At 42.0% G+C, this 25,299-nt stretch carries 26 protein-coding genes; 11 read left to right on the top strand and 15 right to left on the bottom strand.

All coding sequences use genetic code 11. The features are described from left to right. Positions 1–54 precede the first annotated feature (54 nt). A complete protein-coding gene (gene dinB, locus ACM2FC_RS17330; RefSeq protein ID WP_498482229.1) occupies positions 55–1,119 on the bottom strand; it encodes a DNA polymerase IV in 1,065 nt (354 codons plus the stop codon). A 200-nt stretch (positions 1,120–1,319) separates the two neighbouring features. Here dinB and ACM2FC_RS17325 point away from each other — a divergent pair, with 200 nt between their 5' ends. Continuing rightward, entirely contained in the window at positions 1,320–2,534 is a 1,215-nt protein-coding gene (locus ACM2FC_RS17325; RefSeq protein ID WP_498482228.1) for a GGDEF domain-containing response regulator, read from the top strand. Between the two features lie 48 nt (positions 2,535–2,582). On the opposite strand, the gene nqrM is transcribed toward ACM2FC_RS17325, so the two are convergent. From nqrM to ACM2FC_RS17280, 9 genes are all read right to left on the bottom strand, one after another. Further along, entirely contained in the window at positions 2,583–2,816 is a 234-nt protein-coding gene (gene nqrM / locus ACM2FC_RS17320) for a (Na+)-NQR maturation NqrM (protein ID WP_498482227.1), read from the bottom strand. A gap of 12 nt (positions 2,817–2,828) precedes the next feature. Further along, positions 2,829–3,851 carry an FAD:protein FMN transferase gene (locus tag ACM2FC_RS17315; RefSeq protein WP_498482226.1) on the bottom strand — a complete coding sequence of 341 codons (1,023 nt, stop codon included), beginning with the start codon at positions 3,849–3,851 and terminating at the stop codon, positions 2,829–2,831. Positions 3,852–3,995: 144 nt separating this feature from the next. Then, on the bottom strand, positions 3,996–5,222 hold the full coding sequence (nqrF, locus tag ACM2FC_RS17310) for an NADH:ubiquinone reductase (Na(+)-transporting) subunit F (RefSeq protein WP_498482225.1): 1,227 nt from the start codon (positions 5,220–5,222) through the stop codon (positions 3,996–3,998). Positions 5,223–5,255: 33 nt separating this feature from the next. Then, positions 5,256–5,852, bottom strand: a complete 597-nt coding sequence (nqrE, locus tag ACM2FC_RS17305; protein WP_498482224.1) for an NADH:ubiquinone reductase (Na(+)-transporting) subunit E — start codon at positions 5,850–5,852, stop codon at positions 5,256–5,258. A 6-nt stretch (positions 5,853–5,858) separates the two neighbouring features. Continuing rightward, on the bottom strand, positions 5,859–6,491 hold the full coding sequence (locus ACM2FC_RS17300; protein WP_498482223.1) for an NADH:ubiquinone reductase (Na(+)-transporting) subunit D: 633 nt from the start codon (positions 6,489–6,491) through the stop codon (positions 5,859–5,861). Continuing rightward, entirely contained in the window at positions 6,484–7,257 is a 774-nt protein-coding gene (locus ACM2FC_RS17295; RefSeq protein ID WP_498482222.1) for a Na(+)-translocating NADH-quinone reductase subunit C, read from the bottom strand. Before ACM2FC_RS17295 ends, ACM2FC_RS17300 begins: the two co-directional genes overlap by 8 nt. Beyond that, positions 7,244–8,491, bottom strand: a complete 1,248-nt coding sequence (locus ACM2FC_RS17290) for an NADH:ubiquinone reductase (Na(+)-transporting) subunit B (RefSeq protein WP_498482221.1) — start codon at positions 8,489–8,491, stop codon at positions 7,244–7,246. The genes ACM2FC_RS17295 and ACM2FC_RS17290 overlap by 14 nt, the downstream gene beginning before the upstream one ends. A gap of 5 nt (positions 8,492–8,496) precedes the next feature. Beyond that, the gene (locus ACM2FC_RS17285; RefSeq protein WP_498482220.1) at positions 8,497–9,837 is read right to left on the bottom strand and encodes a Na(+)-translocating NADH-quinone reductase subunit A; all 1,341 of its coding nucleotides are present in this window, start codon (positions 9,835–9,837) and stop codon (positions 8,497–8,499) included. Between the two features lie 421 nt (positions 9,838–10,258). Further along, positions 10,259–10,570, bottom strand: coding sequence for a BolA family protein (locus tag ACM2FC_RS17280; RefSeq protein WP_498482219.1), 312 nt, complete (start codon positions 10,568–10,570; stop codon positions 10,259–10,261). Between the two features lie 149 nt (positions 10,571–10,719). Between ACM2FC_RS17280 and ACM2FC_RS17275 the strand changes: the two genes are divergently transcribed. The 7 genes from ACM2FC_RS17275 to csdA all read left to right on the top strand — a co-directional run bounded on the left by ACM2FC_RS17275 (position 10,720) and on the right by csdA (position 17,906). Continuing rightward, a complete protein-coding gene (locus ACM2FC_RS17275) occupies positions 10,720–11,850 on the top strand; it encodes a methyltransferase (RefSeq protein ID WP_498482218.1) in 1,131 nt (376 codons plus the stop codon). Between the two features lie 92 nt (positions 11,851–11,942). Then, the gene (locus ACM2FC_RS17270) at positions 11,943–12,515 is read left to right on the top strand and encodes a YajG family lipoprotein (RefSeq protein ID WP_498482217.1); all 573 of its coding nucleotides are present in this window, start codon (positions 11,943–11,945) and stop codon (positions 12,513–12,515) included. Next, the gene (locus tag ACM2FC_RS17265) at positions 12,512–13,099 is read left to right on the top strand and encodes a peptidylprolyl isomerase (protein ID WP_498482216.1); all 588 of its coding nucleotides are present in this window, start codon (positions 12,512–12,514) and stop codon (positions 13,097–13,099) included. Before ACM2FC_RS17270 ends, ACM2FC_RS17265 begins: the two co-directional genes overlap by 4 nt. 89 nt (positions 13,100–13,188) lie before the next feature. After that, positions 13,189–14,583, top strand: coding sequence for an AmpG family muropeptide MFS transporter (locus ACM2FC_RS17260; protein WP_498482215.1), 1,395 nt, complete (start codon positions 13,189–13,191; stop codon positions 14,581–14,583). A 342-nt stretch (positions 14,584–14,925) separates the two neighbouring features. Then, positions 14,926–15,726 carry a nucleoside-specific channel-forming Tsx family protein gene (locus tag ACM2FC_RS17255; RefSeq protein ID WP_498482214.1) on the top strand — a complete coding sequence of 267 codons (801 nt, stop codon included), beginning with the start codon at positions 14,926–14,928 and terminating at the stop codon, positions 15,724–15,726. 369 nt (positions 15,727–16,095) lie between these two features. Continuing rightward, positions 16,096–16,695 carry a DJ-1 family glyoxalase III gene (locus ACM2FC_RS17250; protein WP_498482213.1) on the top strand — a complete coding sequence of 200 codons (600 nt, stop codon included), beginning with the start codon at positions 16,096–16,098 and terminating at the stop codon, positions 16,693–16,695. Continuing rightward, on the top strand, positions 16,692–17,906 hold the full coding sequence (gene csdA / locus ACM2FC_RS17245) for a cysteine desulfurase CsdA (protein ID WP_498482212.1): 1,215 nt from the start codon (positions 16,692–16,694) through the stop codon (positions 17,904–17,906). The genes ACM2FC_RS17250 and csdA overlap by 4 nt, the downstream gene beginning before the upstream one ends. A gap of 52 nt (positions 17,907–17,958) precedes the next feature. Here the strand turns inward: csdA and ACM2FC_RS17240 are convergent, their stop codons facing one another. Further along, entirely contained in the window at positions 17,959–18,852 is an 894-nt protein-coding gene (locus ACM2FC_RS17240) for a LysR family transcriptional regulator (RefSeq protein WP_498482211.1), read from the bottom strand. A 119-nt stretch (positions 18,853–18,971) separates the two neighbouring features. Between ACM2FC_RS17240 and ACM2FC_RS17235 the strand changes: the two genes are divergently transcribed. Next, complete coding sequence (locus ACM2FC_RS17235; protein ID WP_498482210.1) at positions 18,972–20,189, top strand: MFS transporter; 1,218 nt, start codon at positions 18,972–18,974, stop codon at positions 20,187–20,189. A gap of 88 nt (positions 20,190–20,277) precedes the next feature. On the opposite strand, the gene ACM2FC_RS17230 is transcribed toward ACM2FC_RS17235, so the two are convergent. From ACM2FC_RS17230 to ACM2FC_RS17215, 4 genes are all read right to left on the bottom strand, one after another. Next, positions 20,278–20,703: a SufE family protein gene (locus tag ACM2FC_RS17230; protein ID WP_498482208.1), complete on the bottom strand. Its 426-nt coding sequence runs from the start codon at positions 20,701–20,703 to the stop codon at positions 20,278–20,280. A gap of 12 nt (positions 20,704–20,715) precedes the next feature. Then, positions 20,716–21,525 carry a tRNA cyclic N6-threonylcarbamoyladenosine(37) synthase TcdA gene (tcdA, locus tag ACM2FC_RS17225; RefSeq protein WP_498482207.1) on the bottom strand — a complete coding sequence of 270 codons (810 nt, stop codon included), beginning with the start codon at positions 21,523–21,525 and terminating at the stop codon, positions 20,716–20,718. Positions 21,526–21,628: 103 nt separating this feature from the next. Then, the gene (mltA, locus tag ACM2FC_RS17220; RefSeq protein ID WP_498482331.1) at positions 21,629–22,741 is read right to left on the bottom strand and encodes a murein transglycosylase A; all 1,113 of its coding nucleotides are present in this window, start codon (positions 22,739–22,741) and stop codon (positions 21,629–21,631) included. A 90-nt stretch (positions 22,742–22,831) separates the two neighbouring features. Beyond that, a complete protein-coding gene (locus tag ACM2FC_RS17215; RefSeq protein WP_498482205.1) occupies positions 22,832–23,305 on the bottom strand; it encodes a DUF2850 domain-containing protein in 474 nt (157 codons plus the stop codon). A 153-nt stretch (positions 23,306–23,458) separates the two neighbouring features. Here ACM2FC_RS17215 and argA point away from each other — a divergent pair, with 153 nt between their 5' ends. After that, positions 23,459–24,793, top strand: coding sequence for an amino-acid N-acetyltransferase (gene argA / locus ACM2FC_RS17210; RefSeq protein WP_498482204.1), 1,335 nt, complete (start codon positions 23,459–23,461; stop codon positions 24,791–24,793). A 312-nt stretch (positions 24,794–25,105) separates the two neighbouring features. Further along, positions 25,106–25,282, top strand: coding sequence for a hypothetical protein (locus ACM2FC_RS17205; RefSeq protein WP_498482203.1), 177 nt, complete (start codon positions 25,106–25,108; stop codon positions 25,280–25,282). Positions 25,283–25,299 lie beyond the last annotated feature (17 nt).

The raw sequence follows: 25,299 nt of genomic DNA, 5'->3' as shown, positions 1-25,299 counted from the left end.
TGGTGAGAATTTGTCGAGTTTTTACCGTTAATTGAGCCCGAATAAAAGGCATACTTAATCGAAAAAGCTCAGCTGTCTATTTTGCTCTTCGGGTTTCAGCATTACGTTAACGCCAAGCAGGCGAATTTCTCGCCCATTTTGTCTTTTCATTATCTCAAACAGTAATTGCCTAAAATAATCAAGTTCAAGAATGTGATGGACATGCTCAATAGTTGTCAAAGTAAAGTCAGCGAATTTCATTTTTATGCCTTGTTTCACTATTTCTTTACTAGAACTGGCCTTTTTCAACCTTTTTTCAAGCTCTGGGTACAAGAGAGATTCAATAGCATTCCAGCACTGCTCGAAAGTCACGATATTTTCGCTAAACGTTCTCTCGACACCTACAGACTTTCGCTCCCGCTCTACGATCACCCCTCTGTTATCGATCCCTTGGCTCTTTTTCCATAGTGACGCACCCAAACGACCAAACTGGCTCAATATATCTCGATAATCCCCTAAACGTATATCCTTGCATATGTAATACCCTGCTTGATTGAGTTTTTGTATCGCAACTTTTCCAACCCCGGGGATTTTATTTAGCGGTAAGTCATCAATAAATGCTTGGACGTTATCCGGCGGAATAACGAACTGACCGTTCGGCTTGTTGAGGTCAGATGCTACTTTAGCGAGAAACTTTATTGGTGCAACACCAGCTGATGCAGTGAGGTTTAATTCATCCCAAATTTCTTGCCGGATTGAAGAAGCAATTAAAGTCGCAGAACCATTGCAATGTTCACTATCAGTAACATCAAGAAAAGCTTCATCTAGCGACAAGGGTTCGATAATAGAGGTATATCTAGAAAAAATCGCTCTGATTTGCTGTGATATTTGTTTATAGAGAGCCATTCTTCCTGATACGACAATTAACGATGGACACAGTTTCCGTGCTTGAGCGGTAGGCATGGCACTTCGTATTCCAAACTCACGCGCTATGTAGTTACACGTACTTAGTACTCCGCGATTCTTTTCACTACCTCCTACAGCAAGAGGTTTATCTTGATATTCAGGGTTATCACGCATTTCAACAGCTGCATAAAAGCAGTCCATATCTACATGTATGATTTTTCGAATATTTGTCATTTTGAGGCAGAGAGCACATATATTGTATATATAACCAGTATACATCGGTCACCATTATATGAAAATCTAAGATTATTCCTCGTAAAATCTGCTATAAATAAGAAGCGGAGCCTATTGAAAAATCACAGCAAAAGACACAACTAAAGAGGTAGGTGATTCCTGAATCGAATCACAGCTCAATTAATTACTAGGTAGCTACATTGAATAATAAAATTTTGCTCGTTGAAGACAGTCGAGCACTAAGAAACTTTCTATCCCAACAGCTGGTTTCTCTTGGGTGTGACGTCGTGAGCTCTGGTTCAGTATCCGAGACCAAACAAGTCTTATCATCTCAGACAGACTTTGTCTGTGCAGTATTAGACTACTGTCTACCCGATGGTGAGAATGGAGAGGTTATCGATCTCGTACTAGAGAACAATCTCAAGGTAGTGGTTCTTACCTCTTATTTTAGTGGCGAAATCCGCGAGCACTTTCTTTCAAAAGGCGTGCTAGAGTACATACTAAAAGACAGCATGTGTTCTGTGTCCTATTTAATCCCTTTCATTAAAAGAATCATGAATAATGTTCGTCATCATGCTTTAGTTGTTGATGACTCGAAAACAATACGAAAAAACATCGTTCGATTGCTAGACCATCAATACATTAGAACAACCGAAGCCGAAGACGGAGATGATGCAATCTCTAAACTAGCAGCAAATCCAGATATCACCTTCGTGATTACCGATTATGCTATGCCGAATAAAGACGGTGTAGAAATGATTAAAGAAGTACGCCAACTATATAATCAGAACCAACTGGCTATATTGGGTCTCTCTGGCAGCTCCGATCGAACCCTCACGGCACAGTTTTTGAAAGCTGGCGCGAATGATTTTTTATATAAGCCCTTTAATCAAGAAGAGTTTTATTGCCGCGTTCATCAAATGTTAAACATGAAAGAAGCGGCTGATGAACTCTACAGAATGGCTAACCAAGACATGCTTACTGGCTTATGGAACCGGCGTTATTTGTTCGAGCACGATGAAGACAACGATGGCGAAAGAAATATTGCGATGTTGGACATCGATCACTTCAAGAAAGTGAACGATACATATGGACATGATGCAGGAGATTTAGTCTTAATCGAAGTCGCCAAGGTCATCAAGCAAAGCTTTAAAGACGGAATAGCTGTTCGATTTGGTGGTGAAGAGTTTTGCGTATTATTACGCGGGAACTTTGAAAGCTTCATTTCTAGATTAGATGCTATGCGACAAGATATTGAGAAAGTCAGCGTGCAACACCTTGAGACCCAGATTCAAGTAACTGTTAGCATCGGTGCTACCAATAGCTCTGGAAACTTGGATGAACAGATAAAAATTGCAGACGAAAGGCTATACCATTCAAAAGAAGGGGGTCGAAATAGGATCACATACACTTGATGAAATAACCTATGTCGACCTTTTGCTCAGCTATATCTAGGCCTTAGCCTACAATATTTTGTCTTTTTTCCATTGAGCAAGCTTTTCTGCTCGGGCTGCTTCTTTTGCCTCACGTTTTTTTCTTGCATCGCAAGGCTCTGGGCAGTTACACACTTTTTCTATTCCAACGGTTCCCAAGCCCCCACAGCTTCCACTCACCGTTTTACGCTGGAAAATGTAACCAACAGCCATTGCTGCAATTACAAGTAAAAATATTGCGAATGTGATAAAAAATACTTCCACTGTCGCCTCCAACTATTTCTTGATGTATTGATTAAATGTATCTGATGGATATTCAACAAAGCCTTGATCAGTTTTCACTATCAGTAGCAACGGGATTTTCTCCCTATTCGCAAGCGCTATTGACTCTTGCTCACCCATAATTGAAAACATTGTAGCGTAACCATCGGCAGTCATACAGCTATCATCAATAACCGTTACTGATACCACTCTATTTTGTATTGGTTTGCCCGTCCTAGGATTAATAAGATGAGAATAACGTACGCCATCTTCTTCAAAGTAGTTCCTATAATCTCCGGACGTAGCAATCGCCTTATTTCCAACTTCAATTATCTCTTGCACTGTCCTTTGACTAGCAACTGGCTTTTCAATTGCAATTCTCCAAGGAACACCTGTTTGGTTTTCCCCCTGAACTCTAAGCTCTCCACCAATATCCACCATCAAGTTTTTAATGTGTAGGTTATCTCTCAAATATTCAAATACCAGATCCACACCATAGCCTTTTGCAATTGAGGATAGATCAACGTACAAGTTTGGGATATCTTTGACTAGTCTCGTTTTGCCCAATACCGTTAAATGATGATAGCCAACTTCTGACATTCGCTCTTTTATCATCCGATCACTGGGTATCGTCTCTGGACGCGCTTCAGGGCCAAAACTCCATAAATTAACTAAAGGACCAACTGTAACATCGTAAGCACCATCGCTCAGCTTAGATAATCGCAACGCCTCTTGGATCACGGTCGACGTATCTTCTGATACTGCGAATGGCTGCTGTGATTTCAGCTGGTTGAATTGACTAAGCTCTGAATCTGAACGATAAGTGGACATCTGTTCATTCACTTGCTCTAGCAAACTCTGGACTTCTTTACGAATATCCTCAGGTGCAGGCAACCCTTTTTGCTCTACCCACTTAATTGAGTAGTACGTCCCCATGGTAGAGCCATTAATGACCATTAGCTTCGGTTGCTCTCCACAACCAGATATTATCAAAGCGAAAAGCAATAATGCAGCAGTTCGAAAAAACGTGAATTTCACAACATTCCCTATTCTTATTTTCTCAACGAGTCAAATAACTCTATGACTAAGACTCATGATTATATTACCTAATAAACTATCTAGGGCTAAGAAAAAAGGCTGCCGATTATGGCAGCCTCAGCATTTTAATAAGACATTTCAAGTTTAACCGCCGAAATCATCCAGCAGAATGTTTTCATCTTCAACGCCCAAATCTTTCAACATACCAATGACAGCAGCGTTCATCATCGGTGGTCCACACATATAGTACTCACAGTCCTCAGGAGCTTCATGATCTCTCAGATAGTTTTCATACAATACATTATGGATAAACCCTGTGTACCCCTCCCAATTGTCCTCTGGCATCGGGTCCGATAGTGCACAGTGCCATTCAAAATTGTCATTCTCAGACTGCAAACCATCGAAGTCTTCAACATAAAACATTTCACGCTTCGAGCGAGCACCATACCAGAAAGACATTTTGCGTTTTGACTTCAATCGCTTCAACTGGTCGAAGATATGAGAACGCATTGGCGCCATACCAGCACCACCACCAACGAATACCATCTCTGCATCCGTTTCCTTCGCAAAGAACTCACCAAATGGTCCAGAGATAGTACACTTATCTCCTTCTTTTAGAGACCAGATATATGAAGACATGATACCTGGTGGAACATCTGGGTTATTTGGTGGCGGTGTTGCAATACGGACATTCAGCATAATGATGCCTTCTTCTTCCGGATAGTTCGCCATTGAGTAAGCTCGAATGGTTTCTTCGTTGACCTTAGACTCGTAGCGGAACAGGTTAAACTTGTTCCAATCTTCACGATACTCTTCAGGTACATCAAAATCTGAATATTTAATGTGGTGAGCAGGCGCTTCGATTTGAATGTAACCACCCGCACGGAACGGTACCGATTCACCATCTGGGATTTGAAGCTTCAACTCTTTAATAAAGGTCGCTTTGTTATCATTAGAGATAACTTTACATTCCCACTTTTTGACACCAAAGATCTCTTCAGGAAGCTCAATTTCCATGTCAGCTTTCACTGCGACCTGACAAGCTAATCGCTCCCCTTCTCGCGCTTCACCTTTTGTGATGTGATCCAGCTCGGTAGGTAAAATATCCCCACCGCCTGATTTGACTTTTACTTTGCACTGGCCACATGAACCACCGCCACCACAAGCAGAAGAAACAAATACACCAGACCCAGCTAGAGCGCTAAGCAGCTTGTCACCCGGAGCGGTAACAATAGACTTGTCGTCATCTCCGTTAATTGAAATGGTAATGTCACCTGTTGGAACCAGTTTGGACTTAGCGAATAAAATCACCAATACCAACACCAGTACAATCAGAGTAAACATCACTACACCAAGAAGAATACTCTCCATTGACTAATCCTTTATTGTTGCGGTTTACCCGACTTACAGTTGAACACCAGAGAAAGACATAAAGCCTAACGCCATAAGACCTACAGTAATAAACGTGATACCTAAACCACGAAGACCTGGAGGTACGTCAGAATACTTCATCTTCTCACGAATGCCCGCAAGAGCAACAATCGCTAACATCCAACCAACACCAGAGCCAAACCCGTATACGACAGACTCAGTAAAGTTATAATCGCGCTGAACCATAAACGATACTCCACCAAAAATGGCGCAGTTTACAGTGATCAAGGGTAGGAATATCCCTAGAGCGTTATAGAGTGGTGGGAAAAAGCGGTCCAGAATCATTTCTAATATCTGAACTAATGCCGCGATAACACCGATAAAGGTAATGAAGTTTAGGAAACTAAGGTCAACACCTTCGATTAACGCGTTTTCTTTAAGTACATGGTTATAAACAAGCTCATTCACAGGCACCGCTAACGTCAGTACTACCGTTACCGCTACGCCCAAACCGAACGCCGTTTTAACCTTCTTTGATACTGCTAAGAAAGTACACATCCCAAGAAAGAAGGCCAACGCCATATTCTCTAGGAAGATAGACTTAACAAGCAGGCTAATATAATGTTCCATGCGACTTTACTCCTTCGCTTCTACTTGTTCTGGTTTAATCGTACGGATAATCCAGATGAGGAAACCGATCAGGAAGAAGGCCGAAGGTGCTAGCAGCATCAAGCCATTTGGTTCATACCAACCGCCATTTTTAGCAAGAGGTAAAATTTCCAATCCAAATAACTTACCAGACCCTAGTAATTCTCTGAAGAAGCCGACTGTTAGCAGTACAAAGCCATACCCTAAACCATTCGCAATACCATCGATAAATGATGGTAGTGGCGGTGATTTCATTGCGTAAGCTTCAGCACGGCCCATTACGATACAGTTTGTAATAATAAGGCCAACAAATACCGATAGCTGTTTCGAAATTTCAAATAAATACGCTTTCAGTACTTCATCTACCACGATTACCAAAGACGCAATGATTGCCATCTGAACGATAATACGCACACTATTTGGGATATGATGACGAATAAGGGATACAAATAAGTTAGAAAACGCAGTAACGAAGCAAACAGCCACTGTCATTACAAACGCAGTTTCTAACTTTGTTGTTACCGCAAGAGCCGAACAGACACCGAGCACTTGCAGCGCAATCGGGTTATTGTCCAGAACTGGAGAAAGCAGGCTCTTTCTCAAAGTTTGTCCACTAGCCATTATTTAACTCTCCATTTCTTACTTTCGCTAAGAAAGGACCATATCCAAGGTTTCCAAGCCAAAAGTCAAAAGTGTGCTGAACACCATTACTCGTCAGTGTCGCACCTGACAGTGCGTCTACATCATGAGTTGAACCTTCTGGAGCTCCACCTTTAACCACTTTAATTGCTGGTTTAAAGTGAGAATCGTATAGTTTCTTACCTACAAATTGAGCACGCCAAGCTGGATTTTCTACTTCACCACCAAGCCCTGGAGTTTCTCCTTGTTGATAGTAAGTCAAGCCAGTAATGGTATCGCCATCAGTTTCAACCGCAACAAATGCGTACATCATCGACCAAAGGCCTGTACCATTAATTGGAAGAATAACCCTCGTCACTTTTCCATCTTGCTTAACTAGGTAAACCACACCTGTGTTTGCACGTCGGCCAATCTTTGCTACATCCTCAGCAGGCGTTAGTTTGATAGAGGTTGCTGGGTCCTTTGACGCTTTTTGTTCGTCAAAATTCGCCGCATCACCTTTTTCAAAGTTACCTGTTTTAAAATCAATAAGGCGAGGTTCAATATACTTACTAAAAAGCTCTGGAACCGACCCTTTCTCCTTAATGCCTGCAACTTCAAGAATCTTCGTCTGTCTATCTAAGACAGCGTTTTCCTTTTGCTTACTGCGCAGGCCAACTGCTGCTACCGAAACGATAATCGAGCATACTAAGCTCAATACGATGACAACGAGCAGCGTTTTCTTAATGCTATCGTTATTGCTTGCCATAGCGCCCAAGTCTCCGCTTGATGTTCTTCTCTATAACCACATGGTCAAACAGTGGTGCAAATAAGTTCGCGAATAGAATCGCCAACATCATTCCTTCAGGATAAGCTGGGTTAACTACGCGCACCATGACACACATTGCGCCAATTAGGATTCCATACGCCCACTTCCCTTTATCAGTAAAGGATGCTGATACAGGGTCGGTCGCCATAAAGAACATGCCGAATGCAAAGCCACCAAGAACCATGTGCCAGTACCAAGGCATACTAAACATAGGGTTAGTATCTGAGCCAATCACGTTGAACATGGTTGAAACAGCAATCATACCGATCATCACACCTGCTATAATTCGCCAAGATGCAATGCCCATATAGACGATAAATGCAGCGCCAATCGCAAGAGCAATAAACGACACTTCACCGATAGAGCCAGGAATGTTCCCGATGAACGCATCCATCCATGTAATTGTATGACCTGTCACTGAATCAACAAGTGCGCCGTGACCACCTTGAGACCATTGGCTTAATGGCGTAGCGCCTGAGAAACCATCTGCGGCAGTCCAAACCAAATCACCGGAAATTTGTGCAGGATAAGCAAAGAACAAAAATGCGCGGCCAGCCAACGCTGGGTTTAAGAAGTTACGTCCTGTACCACCAAAAATTTCCTTAGCAACCACGACACCAAAGGTGATACCTAAAGCAGCTTGCCACAAAGGTAGTGTTGGAGGAACGATCAGTGCGAACAGTATAGAAGTTACGAAGAACCCTTCATTGACTTCATGTTTTCGTACCATACAGAACAACACTTCCCAAAAACCACCAACAATAAATACCGTTAGGTATATCGGGAGGAAATACGTTGCTCCTAAAAGCATCTTACTGCCCCACCCTGCATCGGCCGCCATGGAGCCGCCAAGCATTTCGGTGAACCAGTAATGCCAATCGCCGTTAACAATATCGACTAGCTGCTGACCAGAATATAAGTGATTTAATGCTGCTATCGCTTGGCCACCTGCGTTGTACATTCCCCAGAACACAGCGGGGAAGACTGCTAGCCAAACCATGATCATAATACGTTTTAAATCAACGCTATCACGAACGTGTGAGCTCTTCTTCGTTACTAAACCAGGGGTATAAAAAATTGTCGCCGCGGCTTCGTAAAGAGCGAACCATTTCTCGTGTTTTCCACCAGGCTCAAAGTGATGCTCAATATCTTCAAGAAACTTTTTAAGGCCCATTCGAATTATCCTTCCTTCTCGATTGTATCTAGGCACTCACGAAGTAGTGGACCATATTCGTACTTGCCTGGGCACACGAAAGTACACAATGCGAGATCTTCTTCATCCAGCTCTAGCGCACCTAAACGCTGAGCACTATCAGTGTCCCCTGCACAAAGATCACGAAGTAACAAGGTAGGCTCCATATCTAGAGGCAATACTTTCTCATAGTTACCGATTGGTACCATAGAACGGTCACTACCATTGGTTGACGTTGTCATATTGAACAGCTGGCCTTTGAATAAATGGCCTAAGAATGTACGCGTGACCGAGAACTTATTTTTTCCGGGCATTGCCCAACCAAATAGCTCCTTGTCTCGACCTTCTCTTAACACGGATACTTGCAAATGATAACGACCAAGATAATCATGAGGGCCAATCGCTTCTGTACCGGTCAATACAGAGCCTGAAATCACCCTTACCTCACCATTCATAAATTCGCCATCGGTAAGATCGCTAAGGTTAGCGCCAACTTGAGTTCGAATTAATCTTGGGTTGTTTACGACAGGTCCTGCTACGGATACCACTCGTTCAGTAAAGAGTTCACCAGCTAAAAATAACTGACCAACTGCGATTACATCTTGATAGTTGATACTCCAAGCCACATTCTCAGCATTCACCGGATACAGGAAATGCATATGAGTGCCAGCCAGACCAGCTGGATGAGGGCCATTAAAGATATGTTCTTCTACTTTAGAGCTAGAAGAACTTGGTAGACTTTTGTCTGATTTACAGACATAAACTTTTTCTTCTGTCAAAACTGACAGGACATCAAGACCAGCGCGAAACGCTTTAGCTTGCTCATTAATATACAACTCAGGATCTGCTGCTAACGGATTGGTATCCATAGCAGTCACAAAGATAGCTTTTGTTGAAGAATCTATTGCTGGAACCTTGCTGAACGGACGAGTACGTAACGAAGTCCAAAGCCCTGACTCGATAAGTTGAGAAACAACAGATGAGCGATCAAGGCCCGTCAGTTCATTTTCATCATACTTATCAAACGTCACCTGTTCATCACCTGCCACTTCAATCACGACAGATTGAAGAACACGCTTTGCTCCACGGTTAACTTCGATAACTTTACCACTTGCTGGAGAGGTGAACTTTACACCAGGATTCTTTTTGTCTTCAAAAAGAACTTGGGCTTTTTTAACCTCATCCCCCACTCGGACATGCATTGTCGGGCGCATGCCCACGTACTCTTCGCCTAGCAAGGCGACTTTTTTGATGGTTTTACCATCATCAATCACCTGAGAAGGAGCTCCTGCTATTGGAAGGTCCAATCCCTTTTTTATTGTAATCATACGCACTTGCACTAATTGTAGAATAAAGATCTTTATAATTGCGTAATGTTAGACACGACATCAGTGTCCGGTTTTAGCCTATAGAAAGCCAAAACTGCAACATCCCATTTACACTCCCATCACAAACCACACCTAGGTTTGCTAGGAGCGCTAGTCTAGCATTTTTTGCAAAGCTGATGCCATGACATCAACTAGAATCATTGTCCAATTTGGCGGGAATTGAGAAATAAAATACGAGGAAAGATCATAACTTTGAGCTAACGCACAGTCAGAACTAATTTACAATTTGTAATAAGTGAGTATGCAATGTATGTCGTACGGTTAAGATTAATTGGCCGTAAACAGTTCAGTACTCGGCCAAAAATGGTTTACATAGATGTTAACATAAACAGCTATTTTGATACTTTAGTACAACGTGTTGTTAATTTTTATCTCCTCCCATACAAGGTGGCGTTTCTGGTATGACCTGTCCGTTTTCTTCCCACTCATTTGGTGTATAGGCTTTGATTGACAATGCATGAATATTATTTGCTAGCTCTTCCGACAAAACTTGATTTACTGAACGATGTCTAGCAACCAAACGCTGGCCTTCAAACTGAGTGCTCACCACCACCACCTTAAAATGGCTCTCAGATCCTTCCGGTACATTGTGCATGTAGCTTTCATTAATCACGTTTAAGTAGCTTGGCGAAAAGCTCTCGTTTAACTTGGTTTCTATCACATCTTTGATCATGCTTGTATCCTTGCCTCGCAATCGGCGAGTTTGAGTATATGGTTATTGAGGACATCATACATTTATCAACTACGACTAGAAAGGTATCACTATCTTGTTACGCGAGCATTTGAGACAATAGTGCGTAATAGAACAACCAGCAAACAACCATGAACACTGAGCTAAGTATTTTAGAAAAAACACTGACACTTTATCGCTTTCCAAAACAAGCCCAAGAAACTCTCCAAGCTTGGGATGCGGGAGACGAATATTTGATGAATCATGTAGAAGAGATGGGTCTAACAGAGCGGAGTAAGATTCTCATTCTCAATGACAACTTTGGCGCTTTATCTTGCTGGTTTTCAGAGCTGCACCAAGTCACGATGATGAGTGACTCTTACATTGCTCACAAAGGTACACTTAAAAATTTACAACGTAACAACTGTGATAGAGTCACATTTCTTCAATGCAGCGATGTGCTTCCTAATGACATTGACCTCGTCCTTTTCAAGCTACCTAAAAATAATCGAATGCTCGCTTGGCAACTCTATCAACTAAGAACTCAGCTAAATCCAAATGTGCCCGTAATAGCAGTTAATAAAGCCAAAGAAATACATACTTCCACTTTACGTCTATTTGAAAAGTACCTGGGAGAAACTACGACTTCACTTGCTTGGAAAAAGCACCGATTGGTATTTTCGACACCAGACAAAAACCTGACAACTACAATCGACCCTATTACTGAATGGAAAGTTGACGACCAAGATATCCAGTTGAAAAATTTACCGAATGTTTACTCTGGAGACTCGTTAGATCTCGGCGCTCGTTTTATGCTAGAGCATATCCCACAAGACCCAGAGCTTCGCCATATTATAGACTTGGGTTGTGGAAACGGTGTGCTAGCCGTAAAAGCGGCTCAATTGAACCCTCAGGCCCGCATTACCTGTGTAGATGAAAGCTTCATGGCTGTGGAGTCGGCACAACAAAACCTAGCGCTAAACCTTGGCAAAGAAAGGCAAACTCAATGTATTGCCAACAATTGCTTAGATGGTTTCAAGCAAGACAGCACTTTCTTAGTGCTATGCAACCCTCCTTTCCATCAAGGGTTGGCCATCACAGACCACATCGCTTGGCAGATGTTCTGTGATGCAAAGCGGGTTCTGAATACTGGAGGACAATTAATTGTTATCGGCAATCGTCACCTCAGTTACGATGTTAAGTTAGCAAGACTATTTGGAAAACCAAATGTGAAAGAACTAGCAACAAACAACAAATTTGTTATTTTACAAGCTACTAAATAATTATTTGTAATATACCGTAGTGGCCAGCGGATTTAGGAATTTGGCCACTCAATGGTGAACGCATCAAAAATGGGAAAAGAAAGGAAAATACCATGAGAAAACTGGCCCTCGTAGCTTCAATAGCTCTACTCTCTGCCTGTTCAGCTCCTCAAAAAGAACAAGTCAACTTTACACCTGAAGCAGTGCACAGCAATGTTGACCTCGTAAAGGGCAAAACTTTTAGCTTATCAAGCCAAGATATCCGCTCCGCTCAATACGTTGCTCTGGTAGATAGTGGCCGTTCAAACATTGAACCTATTCATTCGCGTCAAAATGTACGCATTGCGCTAGAAAATGCACTCGCAGAGCAGTTTAAATCTCAAGGTTTTAGCCTTTCAGTTAACAGCCCCAATTCTGTGGAACTCGACATTCAAGAGCTACTTGTCAACGTCAAGCACTCAGTGATGAAAAACGAGATGGACGGTAAAGTCGTATTAATTGTTACGGTAGAAACGCCAAAAGGGAAACTAGTTAAGACCTACACAGGGACGTCTAAAAAGACGGGCCTTTTAAGCGCATCTAACAGCAATATTCAAGAAGTATTGAACGACTTGGTCGATAAAGTACTAAAAGAGATAGCAAACGATCAAGAGCTGCAAAATTATATGAAGGATAACTTTCAATGATCAGAGCTTTAATCGCGTCATTAGCCCTGTTTAGCTGTTTGGCCTTTGCTGGTCCAGAAGTAAGATTTGAAATAAAACAATCGGGGGCCAATGGATTTGAGGGAGCGTTTACTGTTGAGCTGAACTCGCAAAAAGCCCCTATTACCAGCAAAAACTTCTTACGCTATGTCAAAGATGGAAGCTATGTTGGTAGCATTTTCCACCGAGTTATCCCTAACTTTATGGTACAAGGTGGTGGGTTCGATAAAGAAATGAACCGTTTGAGCTCCTACGCACCAATCAAAAATGAAGCGTCAAATGGCTTAAAGAATAAAACCGCAACAATTGCAATGGCTCGCACTAGCGATCCTAACTCCGCAACAAGGCAATTTTTTATTAACCTCGCTGACAACGACTTTCTAGACTACGGTGAAAATCAAGCTGGCTATGCCGTTTTCGGTAAAGTCATTAAAGGCTTTGATGTCATCGAAGATATCGCCAAAGCTCGTACAAAATCTCTAGGACAAATGAGAAACGTACCTGTAAACCCTATCGTGATCACTAACGTGACCATCATTCAAAGTAAGACAACTCATTCGAAGTAAAAATGCAGTAGCTCCAATTGCTCAAGTGACATAATCAGAAGGGTTAACGTGACTTGAGCTTGGAGCTTTTTTACCAAAAGGATTTCCCTATGTCTTTGCACTCGCGCCCATCCTCTTGGGCTGAAACAATTCGTTCCTACTGGGACAAACGCTTGCTATGGGTATTTATGCTCGGCTGCTCAAGCGGCTTTCCTTGGGTTTTAATCGGCTCCAACATGTCCGGTTGGCTAAAAGACTCCGGACTAACACGGACCGCTATCGGCTATTTTGGCAGTGTATTTGCCGTTTATGCGATTAATTTCCTTTGGGCTCCTCTTGTCGATAGAGTCAAGCTCCCTTTGCTACACAAATATTTGGGGCAAAGACGTAGCTGGATTCTACTCTGCCAATTTATTGTACTCATCCTGACGTTATTCATTGCCGGAGTCGATCCAGCGAAAAGCCTGATGCTTACCTCGATGCTAGCTCTCGGTATCGCGACCGCTTCTGCAACACAAGATATCGCTGTTGATGCCTTTCGAATCGATACGTTTCCTAAATCAGACTCAGAAAAGCTTCCACAAGCTTCAGCGATGGCTGTGATCGGTTGGTGGACAGGCTACTCTCTTCCTGGATACCTCGCCTTTATGAACGCTGACTCTATAGGTTGGAACGGGGTTTATTATGGCATGGCAGGCGTCGTTGTGATTTTGATGATATTCACTCTTCTCACACGAGAACCAAAAACTCACCGAGATGCGTTGCAACACAAAGCAGAGTTAGAGCATAAGGAAATCGTTGGCTCTCCGGCTGTCGCTTGGATTACCGTAACCGTTATTGAACCGTTTTTGGACTTTTTCCGCCGTAATGGCGTTCGTGTTGCCATCACCCTGCTGCTGTTTGTTTTCCTGTTTAAAATAGGTGAAGCTTTCCTAGGCCGAATGTCGATACCTTTTTATAAAGATGTTGGCTTTACTAACCAACAAATTGGAGAATATTCAAAGTTGATTGGTTGGGGCGCGACAGTACTTTTCACCATCATTGGTAGTATGATAAATGTCAGATTCGGCATTATTCGTGGCTTGATGGTCGGTGGTATCGCAATGTCCGCCAGTAACTTAATGTTTTCATGGATTGCCCATGTAGGGCCAGACGTTCATCTATTTTTGGCTACTATCATTGTAGACAACTTCACCAGCGCATTCGCTACCATAGCTTTTGTCTCTTTTCTAACAATGCTCACTGGACAAGCTTTTTCAGCAACTCAATACGCATTACTTGCCTCTCTAGGAAACCTCGGACGTACGACTTTAGCCTCTTTCAGTGGCGCTCTCGCTGACTACCTAAACGACTGGTCCACTTTCTTTATTCTTACTGCTGTAATGGTGATACCTAGCTTAATCATGCTTTATTCTTTGAGGCACTACTTTGACGATATCTTAAACAAATCTAAAGAAAACGAAGAAGAAGAGAACAGATTAGAGGCTAACAACTCCGAGAGCTAGCTTACACTGGCCAAATAATAGAGCTGCTCTGCGTACTAAAATTTAAAAACAAGAAGGAGGTGAGAATCAATCCACCTCCTTCTTGTATAAAAATAGTCAATACATTAAGTGAAAACTTACTATAAAACTATGAACAAACCCTCCCAGCCATCACTTGCATAAACTCAAAAAAGTTCCACACCAAAGCAAAATAAATTGATCTACATCACAATTAAAAGTGATAATTCTGCAATTGATCTCTTCATTTTTTGAATTTTATCGCTATCATTCACCGCTCATTAAATGACTAAGACGAAAGCATAATCGTCAACAATAAACAAACATATAGAGAGTTCCCCTTTTATGCGTAAAATACTTTTAGCTCTTAGCTTGTTTGCAGTGGTTTCAGCTCCGAGTTTCGCAGCGGACTATTCAGACGGTAACATTCATAAAAATGACTACAAATGGATGCAGTTCAACCTAATGGGCGCATTCAACGAAAAGCCAGGCAACAATAGCCATGATTATGGCGAAATGGAATTCGGTGGTCGCTCAGGACTATTTGATCTATACGGATATGTTGACGTATTTAACCTGCTGAGTAATCCAAGCAGTGACAAAGAAGATCAAGACAAAATCTTCATGAAGTTTGCTCCTCGCCTATCGCTAGACGCGCTAACAGGCAAAGATTTGTCGTTTGGCCCAGTAAAAGAGCTGTACATCGCTTCTTTAATTGAATGGGATGGCGGTAATGTAACAACGAACCCTAACGAAACTAACAGCCAAAAAATTGGTTTAGGTTCTGATGTTATGGTCCCATGGCTTGGCAAAATCGGCCTAAACTTCTACAAAACTTATGATGCGACCAAAAAAGATTGGAATGGCTACCAAGTTTCAACTAACTGGTTTAAACCTTTCTACACCTTTGCTAACGGTACTTTCCTAGCTTACCAAGGCTATATCGATTACCAAATGGGTATGAAGTCGCAATACTCAACATCAGCGACTGGCGGCGCAATGTTTAACGGTTTCTACTGGCATTCACAGCGTTACGCAATTGGCTATGGCCTCAAGCTATACAAAGATGTATATGGTATCGAAGATACTCCAGGGTTCCGCTCTTCAGGTGTAGCTAACTATATCTCTCTTTCTTACAAGTTCTAAATACAAACTTGAAGACTTAAAAATGGTGCCAATCGGCACCATTTTTCATTTGTCTTTATTCTTGGCCCACTAGGATATTCACTCTGAATCAAAGAGCTTTGTTGCGTCACTCACTAATACTATCGAATCTCTATGAGCGACATACATAAGAAACTCGATACCTTTTCCTGAAGATAAAGTACTCATTAATATCGTTCCTACTCAATTTAGCTCGATCAAGTGCTGTCAGGCTACCAGATAGCCAGAAAACAAAATTCAATGTTGTTGCTAGTTACTTAATCAAGCATGCAAAGTATCATCATCCCTATACTGTAGAGATTGTTAACTTGTACTTTTATATTAGAGTGAATGAATTAAGTAAGGATGAGCATGACTAAAAAGATTTTAGTTCCTATCGCCTCTGGCACTGAAGAGATGGAGGCTGTCACTGTCATCGATATGATGGTACGTGCTGGATATGAAGTGACAGTTGCAAGCGCAGAGTTTGATGGCAGTTTAAGTGTGAAAGCTTCGCGTGGAGTGTGCCTAACCGCTGATTGTTTATTGGTCGACATTGCTGATGAAGAATTTGATGCGGTTGTTTTGTCGGGAGGTCTCGGTGGAGCTGAAACATTTAGAGACAGCCCTGTATTACTTGAGATCGTTAAGCAGCAAATGTATGACGGCCGTTTAGTCGCTGCTATATGCGCCGCACCGGCGCTGGTATTACAGCACCATGGTCTTTATTCCAATGCTATAATGACATGCCACCCAAACTTGCAAGATAAAATTGCGAAGGACAAGCTAAGAGTCAAGCGTGTTACTTACGATATCGACCACAATTTAATTACCAGTCAAGGCCCAGGAACAGCACTTGAGTTCGCTATGGAAATTATCATTAAACTTTCAGGAAAACCCCATGCCTGGAGTGTTGCAGAGCCAATGGTAACTCTCCCTACTCTGCACTACGACAAATTAGGTGAAAAATGAAATTCAACATCAATGTAATACGGGCTCAGTTTCCTGCTTTACAACAAACTATGAATGGCCTACCTCTTGTTTACTTAGATAGCACAGCGACAACACAGAAACCACAAGAGGTTATAGATACGATAACTAACTACTATCAGGCACAAAATGCGAATGTTCATCGCGGTAGCCACTCACTCACCGCCCATGCGACTAATCAGTTTGAGGCCGCTAGACAAACCATCGCTGACTTCATTGGTGCAGCTTCTAGCAAGGAAATTATTTGGACTCGCGGCGCTACAGAAGCTCTAAACTTGATTGCCCAAACTTATGCACGTAAAACGTTGAGACCTGGTGATGAAATTTTAATCAGTGAGATTGAACACCATGCCAACATCGTCCCATGGCAAATTGTCGCCCAACAAACTGGGGCAACGATAGTTAAAGCACCGATGACATCAAACTGTTCACTCGATATCGAAGCGTTTCATAAAAAGCTATCGAATAAAACCAAGATTGTCGCTCTAACGCAATTGAGCAATGTGAATGGTTACAAACCACCAATCAAAGAGCTCATTGTCGCTGCACATAAAGTTGGCGCGATTGCTGTTATAGACGGCTCTCAAGGTGTGGTTCACGAGAAAACCAATGTCGTCGATCTAGACGCAGATTTTTATGTTTTCTCTGGACATAAAGTCTACTCACCAGCGGGTATTGGTGTGCTCTACGGAAAATATAATTTACTAGAAGCAATGCCTCCGTGGCACGGTGGTGGGAAAATGGTGGAGAAAGTGTCCTTTTCAGGTACCACCTATTCAGGTGTGCCTGCAAAGTTTGAAGCTGGTACCCCTAACGTTGCCGGAGCTATATCTCTAGCAAAAGCCATCAATTGGTTTAGCCAGTTTTCGATACAAGATATCGAACAACATATTCATCAACTGCAAAGCTCAGCCTACGACGCAATGTCCCAACTTGAAGGCGTCAAAGTCGTTGGCTACCAACCCGATAGCAACATCATTTCATTTGTCGTCGATGGTGTACATCACCAAGATGTTGCAACACTGCTAGACAAGCAAGGAATCGCTGTACGAGCAGGCCATCACTGCGCACATCCATTTATGGAAGCGTTAGGTATTGTGGGTACGGTGAGAGTCTCATTTGGTATTTACAACACGATTGAAGAAGTTGATTTGTTCGTTAAAGCACTAGAAAAAGCGTTAGATATGCTTTAAATGTAGAACTTAGGTGCTATTTGCAGCGAATCATTTATCGATGAGGAGGTCGCTAAACCTTCTCACCTATTTTATTGCGTAAAATCGCTAAGAAGTGATTGGTTTCTTCACTAAAAACCTTATTTTTGTGGAAGAAGTAGCGATAGTTTGCGCTCAACTTCAAATTGTCGATATTGAGTATACAAAGCCGATCGGACTCAAGGCCTTCTTTTAAGGTATACCTTGGCAATAAGGCAATCCCCACCCCTGCATAAACTGCTTTCAAAAGAGCATTTCTGCCATGGATTTTTATCCGGCTATTTTCTTCCGCAATATACTCAGACTTGAACGCTTCCATGGTTTCTCTGAACGACTCTGACGTTTCCATTTCAATAAAGCACTCACTTTCAATATCTTTTTTAGTCAGTTTCCTCTTGTCACGTAAAGGGTGGTCGTAGCAAGCCGCAAGACATAGCTCCGTAGAGAACAAAACTTCGCTTCGGTAATCACTATCAATTTCAGAGTTGGCAGCAATACATAAATCGAACTGGTTAGAGGCAATGACTTCCGCCATTTTCCGATTTGAAATCACTTCAATACTGACCTTAACCTCTGGATTAACGTTGAAGAACTCTATCACTGCTTCCATCGTCAGTTCTTCTAAACCCGGTATAACCGCTAAAGAGAACTGCTTTTCACGTGATATATTTTGCTTAATATTGGTTTGCATAACATCGAGCTGCCTTAGCACTGCCTCGACTTCTCCCAGCATGCTTTTGCCTTGCTCGGTTAGCTGTATTTTCTTGCCAAACTTTTCAAATAGAGCAAAACCGACGGTTTCTTCCAATGCTTGAATATTTCTAGTCACCGCTGGTTGAGTGATAAATAACGCCTCAGCCGCTCGGTGATAATTAAGATATTCAGCCACTACTTGGAAAGTTTTCAACTGCTTAAGAGTAAAATTCATCACAACTCTTCCGATAACTTTTTATTATCAATTTAATGACTATAAACAATTTTTAATCATCAATAAACAGGGCTAATCTACCCAGACAGAACAATGACTTCATACTCAGTGAGGACAACATGAACACGAATCATCGGTTTATTTACACCATCTACGCGATATTTTTCGTTGCATACCTTACGCTGAGCTCAACTGCACCAATCTTGCTAACCATTAGCCAGAAAAGCCATATATCAATGACTGACTTGCAGCTTGGCGTATCTCTGCTGTTTTTCTTCTTCTCTGTCTCTTCGATTGCACTCGGGCCAGTCTCAGACTTCGTCGGCAGAAGAAATGTACTGCTCACCGCTCAAAGCATTAGTCTAATCGGATTAATTATCTGCTCTCTTAGTGACTCTTTTTATACATTCGCTTTTGGACTTGTAGTGATAGGTTTAGGGACGGGGGCTTTTTCTGTCGTATCACGTTCAATCGTCAACCACGCAATTAAAGATCATGACTTGCTTTTTAAAGCATATACAAGCTTTTCTGTGCTCGTGATAGCAGGTCCAATAGTGGCAACAAAAATGTCGATAGAAATGGCACAACACGTCAACTGGCACTTGATATATGCTGCACTTGCTGTGGTTGTGCTTGCCGTACTTTACAGCACCTACAAAAATACCCACGAGCCTGATAAGTCGTTCAAACCAAGCAAAGTGCAAGTTAAAGGCATTACCGAGCAATTCTTATACTGCGCGAAAAATCCACTGTTTATGAAAAATGCTATTTTAGTTGGAATGTTTTTTTCTGTGGTACTAGGGCTATTCCTTGGATTCGGGCCTGAAGTGTTTATCAAACAGTTTCATGTATCCGCTAGCCACTATGCCAATATCGCCCTATTCATCTGTATCGCTTACTTGATAGGTAACATGATTTCCAAACATATCGGCGCAAGGATGGTTAAACGCCACCTTAAATTTGTCGCATTCGCTTTAGTTGCCGTTGCCACCTTGATATTAAATACACATATGTCATTGGATTGTACAATTGGAACCTTTTTCGCCATCGGTATCGGCGCAGGAATGTTAGGACCAATGGGTACACACGGGGGAATGAAAGTGTTAGATAAACACTTCGGTACCGCTGCGGCGATGTTTACTGCCCTATTCTCTATTTTCTCTGCTATTTGGTCCTATTTGCACGCGGTATTGAACATTGATGCGTTAACCTTAATTAGCATTATTTTGTGGTTTGTCGTTATCAGCTGTACTTTGTTTGAGTTAATTAAACCCGATCAAGAATCACCTAAACCTCAAAACAAAAACAATATGATTCATCAGCACAAAGCCGCTTAACTAAACTTGAGGGTGTTAATTCAAACACCCTCGAATCACTTTTTGTCAGTCGTCGAATAATGGTTCTCGCACCCTTGGTCAGGTGAACCTAAATCCTCTCGCGTATCTCTTCCACTATCGCGAACAGTCCATTTCCACGAGACGGACTTAAATGCTCGATAAGCCCGAGCTGATTGAAATATTGCTCGACGTTAAACTCAGCAATCTGCTGGCTAGTTTTGCCATTGTAGGCAGCTAAAACAAGGGCAATTAACCCTCGCACAATTCGAGCATCCGAATCTGCGGCAATATGCCAAACATCATCGTTTAGCTCGCAGACAAGCCAAACCTGACTTTCGCAGCCCGACACTTTTACTTCATCGAGTTTTTGTTCATCAGTGAACTTTGGTAGCAGTTTGCCCCACTGAATCACTTGGCGATATTTATCTTCCCAACCCGACAGTTCACTCATTGTTTTGACAACATCTTCACTGCTTATCTTGCTACCAAAATCACTGTAGTTTTGTATCGACATCCTACTAACCTGCTATTTTTTGTACTTTTGAATCAGCTTTTCAACTACTCGAGCTGCAGCGACAAATCCAAACGTGGCGGTAACCATGGTTGAAGCGCCAAAACCACTTGCACAATCCATACGTTTTGGACCTTCAGCTGAAGATTTCACTCCACAGACTGAACCGTCCGCTTGAGGGTATTTTAGTTGCTCAGTCGAGAATACACACTCAATACCAAACTTACGTTGTGGGTTTTTAGGGAAGTTAAATTGATGTCTAAGCCTATCTTTCACCTTTTTTGCCAAAGGATCTTGAATAGTTTTGGTTAAGTCGGCTGTTTTTATTTGGGTAGGATCAATCTGACCACCAGCACCACCAATGGTAATGACTTTGATTTTGTTGCTGCGACAGTAAGCCAGCAAAGAAACTTTTGCTTTGATACTATCAATGGCATCAATCACATAGTCATATTCTTTTCTCAGATACTCATGCTGGTTCTCTGAGCTAATAAAGTCATCGATCACATTAACTTTGCAGTCTGGATTGATGAGTTTGACTCGTTCGGCCATCACCTCTGCTTTGCTTTCTCCAACCGTTCCTGACATTGCATGAATTTGGCGGTTAATGTTGGTGACGCACACGTCATCCATATCAATAAGCGTAATTTCACCAATGCCAGTTCTAGCTAATGCTTCTACCGACCATGAACCTACACCACCAATGCCAATCACACAAACATGAGCAGCTCTGAGAATCTCAACCTCACTTTGACCGTAAAGCCTACGAGTGCCACCAAAGCGCTGGTCATAAGTTTCGGATGCTGGGGAGTTAAGTTCACGCATAATGATTTTCCAGTTGGAGCGGAATAAACAAAGAGTGCGTTTTATACGCACTCTATATGTAAATGTCTATACCCAGTTTACTCGATAAACTGCAAAAACTGGATCACTCCAACTTCTCAGGAGGTTTAGACCAAGGAGCCTGTGTTGCAGATTGGTTTAACCCAAGCTTCCAAACCCGACCAAAATATTTGTAGTGACCCGCTTCAATTCCAGCTCTTGGACCCATGCCATAATACAGGTCTAGATGGTTGTCTTTCACCGCACCACCAGTGTCTAATACCAACAACAATCTGAGTTGATGAACACCACTCCAAGTCCCATCAGCGTTGACCAATGGGACTTCAGCGAGTATTGGGGTTCCCATAGGCAAAATACTCGAATCACCAGCAACAGAAGCCATTGGCAATAAAGGTATACCCGCAGTTCCTAATACATCATGAGCTTTACGCGGCAAGAAGAACACAAATGATGGGTTTTGCTCAAGCAGATCTTTTACCTGCTGATCACTGTGGCTATGGACCCAATCTTTAATCGCTTTGAGCGACATCTTCTCCCTTGGTACTTCACCTTCTTCGATCAAGATTTTTCCGATGCTGACATACGGCTTATTGTTTTTGCCGCCGTAGGAGAAATATTCCAACGTGTCGTCATCTTCAAAGTGCACAAAGCCACTTCCCTGAACTTCCATAATAAAAGGATCTATACGGTTTGAAGCGTAGCCAAGCTCTAACCCTTTGCCTTTTAACGCGCCATCATATATCTGAGCACGTGTTGGACACTCGCTTTCGCAATCTGGCTTGGCATAAACCGGATATTTAAACTTATCATTTGGCTGATGGCGAAGTTCCATTACGGGCGAAAAGTAGCCGGTAAATAAAACGTTGCCTTTCTCATCGCCTCCGCCTAACTGAGCCGCTTGAATTCCGTATTTACTCAAGTCTTTGGGATCGCCACTTTCTAAAATCCAATCATTAAGTTTTTTGTATAAAGGCGAATAAATCGTTGCCATGGATTGAGAACGACTCGTAACTTCATTCGCTTGTTTTGAGAATTTAGAATAGTCTCGCGGAGCATTCGACTGAATTTGCCCCGTTTTATTCAGAATTGAACTAAATTGACCGTCTTGATACTGCTGACCTCGATCGGTTGGATTGACACAACCAGCCAGTAAAACAGACGCCATTAGAATAGATGAAAATTTGGTAAAACTTGCCATTCCTTTGATTTTAAACACAATGCACTCCAGCATAAATCATAACGGTTGTAAGAGTGGAATGAGCAAGGATGACAAACTACGTACTAAATCTCAATCGGTGAATTGCCACGTAGATCGTTTTTTATGACTTCCTGACAATTTGTAGACAGGTTGATATGGAAGGTCGGTCATTAACTGCATTTTCGACAGATCTTTATTGAGCAAAATAAATTTCTTCTGCTTGCCGCCAGAGGTATATTCAAAGTATTCGCCATCGAACTTAAATTCAGTAGACACCACCGCACCATTAATTAGTACCCCTCTTTTACCGATAACAAAACGATCGGCCATATAAGGTGCCACTTCTTGCTCAACCCACATACCATAGATACGATCTTTTGGCATGTTCTGCTCAACGTAACGCTTATACAAGTCGAAATATGCATACACAACAAATACGATACCAACGGTCACAACTAACATCAGAGTACGCTCGACCCACTTTTGCATCAACGACTTAGGGGCCTTAGCTTGTTGTTTCATGCCGGGTGGTTGCTGTCTCGCACCTTTAAAAGGCTTATTCATATAAACGACTTTACTGTGATAAATTACTTTTAGTATAGAATCAGTTTTGCCAATACTTTTGATTAATTGTAATTTTTATTAGCAACACACTCTTGTAAAATGAATAAAAATTCTATATTAGTAACTACAAATTCAACGAAAATGTAATTTATATTGAAAATTCGTAGCACTGAACTCGTCAAAGGATTTAGACAATCTGCACCCTATGTCAATGCTCATAGAGGCAAAGTTATGGTTATTATGCTTGGTGGAGAAGCCATGCAAGACAGTAACTTTACCAATATTGTGAGTGATATTGCCTTGCTTCACAGTTTGGGCGTCAAAATTGTCCTTGTCCATGGTGCTCGTCCCCAGATCAACCAAATCCTAGCTGAGAACAATCATGAAACGCCTTATCACAAAGGTATTCGCGTTACAGATGAAGTAGCCTTAAAGTATGTCATGCAAGCTGTCGGGCAAACCCAACTAGAAATTACTGCTCGGTTATCAATGAGCTTGAATAATACTCCTATGGCAGGTAAACAGCTCAATGTAATTAGTGGAAACTTTGTCATCTCTCAACCACTGGGAGTAGACAATGGCATTGATTACTGCAACAGCGGCCGTATAAGAAGAATGGACTCTGATGGAATTCTTCGTGCCCTCGAGCTTGGTTCTATCGTTTTACTAGGCCCAATTGCCGGTTCCGTAACAGGAGAGTCCTTTAATTTACTTTCAGAGGAAGTCGCTACACATGCCGCAATTAAGCTGGGGGCAGAAAAGCTGATTGGTTTTTGTTCAGAGCAAGGCATCATAGATGAAGATGGTAATGCTATTGCTGAAATATTTCCGACCGAAGCAGAAGCTAGGCTCAACCAACTTGAAACAGACTATGAACAAAACAATGAATATTCAGGTACGTTACGTTTCCTCAGAGCAGCGGTATCTGCCTGTCGTTCGGGAGTTCCAAGAAGTCACTTGGTGAGCTACAAGGAAGATGGCGCCCTATTACAAGAGCTTTTCTCCTTTGATGGTATAGGCACTCAAGTTGTCAAAGCCAGTGCAGAACGCTTACGAACCGCGAAGATTGACGATATTGGAGGAATACTTGAGCTCATACAGCCATTGGAAGAGCAAGGAGTACTTGTTCGTCGATCTCGTGAACAACTAGAGCAAGAAATTCACCAATTCACTATCATTGAAAAAGATGGTCTTATCATAGGCTGCGCTGCACTTTATCCATACAGCGAAGAAAAGACGGCAGAAGTAGCATGCATGGCCATACATTCTGACTATCGAGAAGGCAATAGAGGGTTATTACTACTGGCTCACCTCAAACAGCAGTCGAGAAAATTTGGTATTGAATCTCTTTTTGTCCTGACGACTCATAGCCAACACTGGTTTTTAGAACAAGGGTTTATTGAAGTCACCGTGACTTCACTCCCTATGCAAAGGCAAGGTTTATATAACTTTCAAAGGCGCTCAAAGATCTTGTCGTTAGCGGTTTAGCCCCGATACCAGCTCGTTGTTGCCGCAACGAGCTTTCTCAAAATACCTATCTTGAGTTTCGAGTTTACAATTTTAAAGCTCGATAATAAAAGTGACTTTTATATCAATAAAAACATACAGTAAAGCCGAACTAGCCAAAATATTACATATACGTTTACAAAACCATTCTATATTTTGCCCTTCTATTTGCTAATATGCTCCGGTCCTAAAAATAAGGATTTGTAAGCTAGGACCAAACCCACAACACAAAATAAAAAGTGGGGCTCGCATGGAATGCCGTTATGTCAGTATGTGTATGAGAGCTAACCATCAATGAAAACAGTAAAATGTAACTCGATTCAGAGTTTTTGGGATATGGCTGATAATCAGTTGCTAGAAGGATTAGACGTCCAATGTTTATTCCAAGTGAATGAAGGATTACGAGCCTTCATTTTGAACTACCAAGAGCAATACAAAATCCGCAGTATTTCTTTTTTAGACGTCGCCTAACGATTAGGTTCACCACG

It is taken from the genome of Vibrio sp. A37, from assembly GCF_059777565.1.
This window is presented reverse-complemented; position numbering and strand designations above follow the sequence as displayed.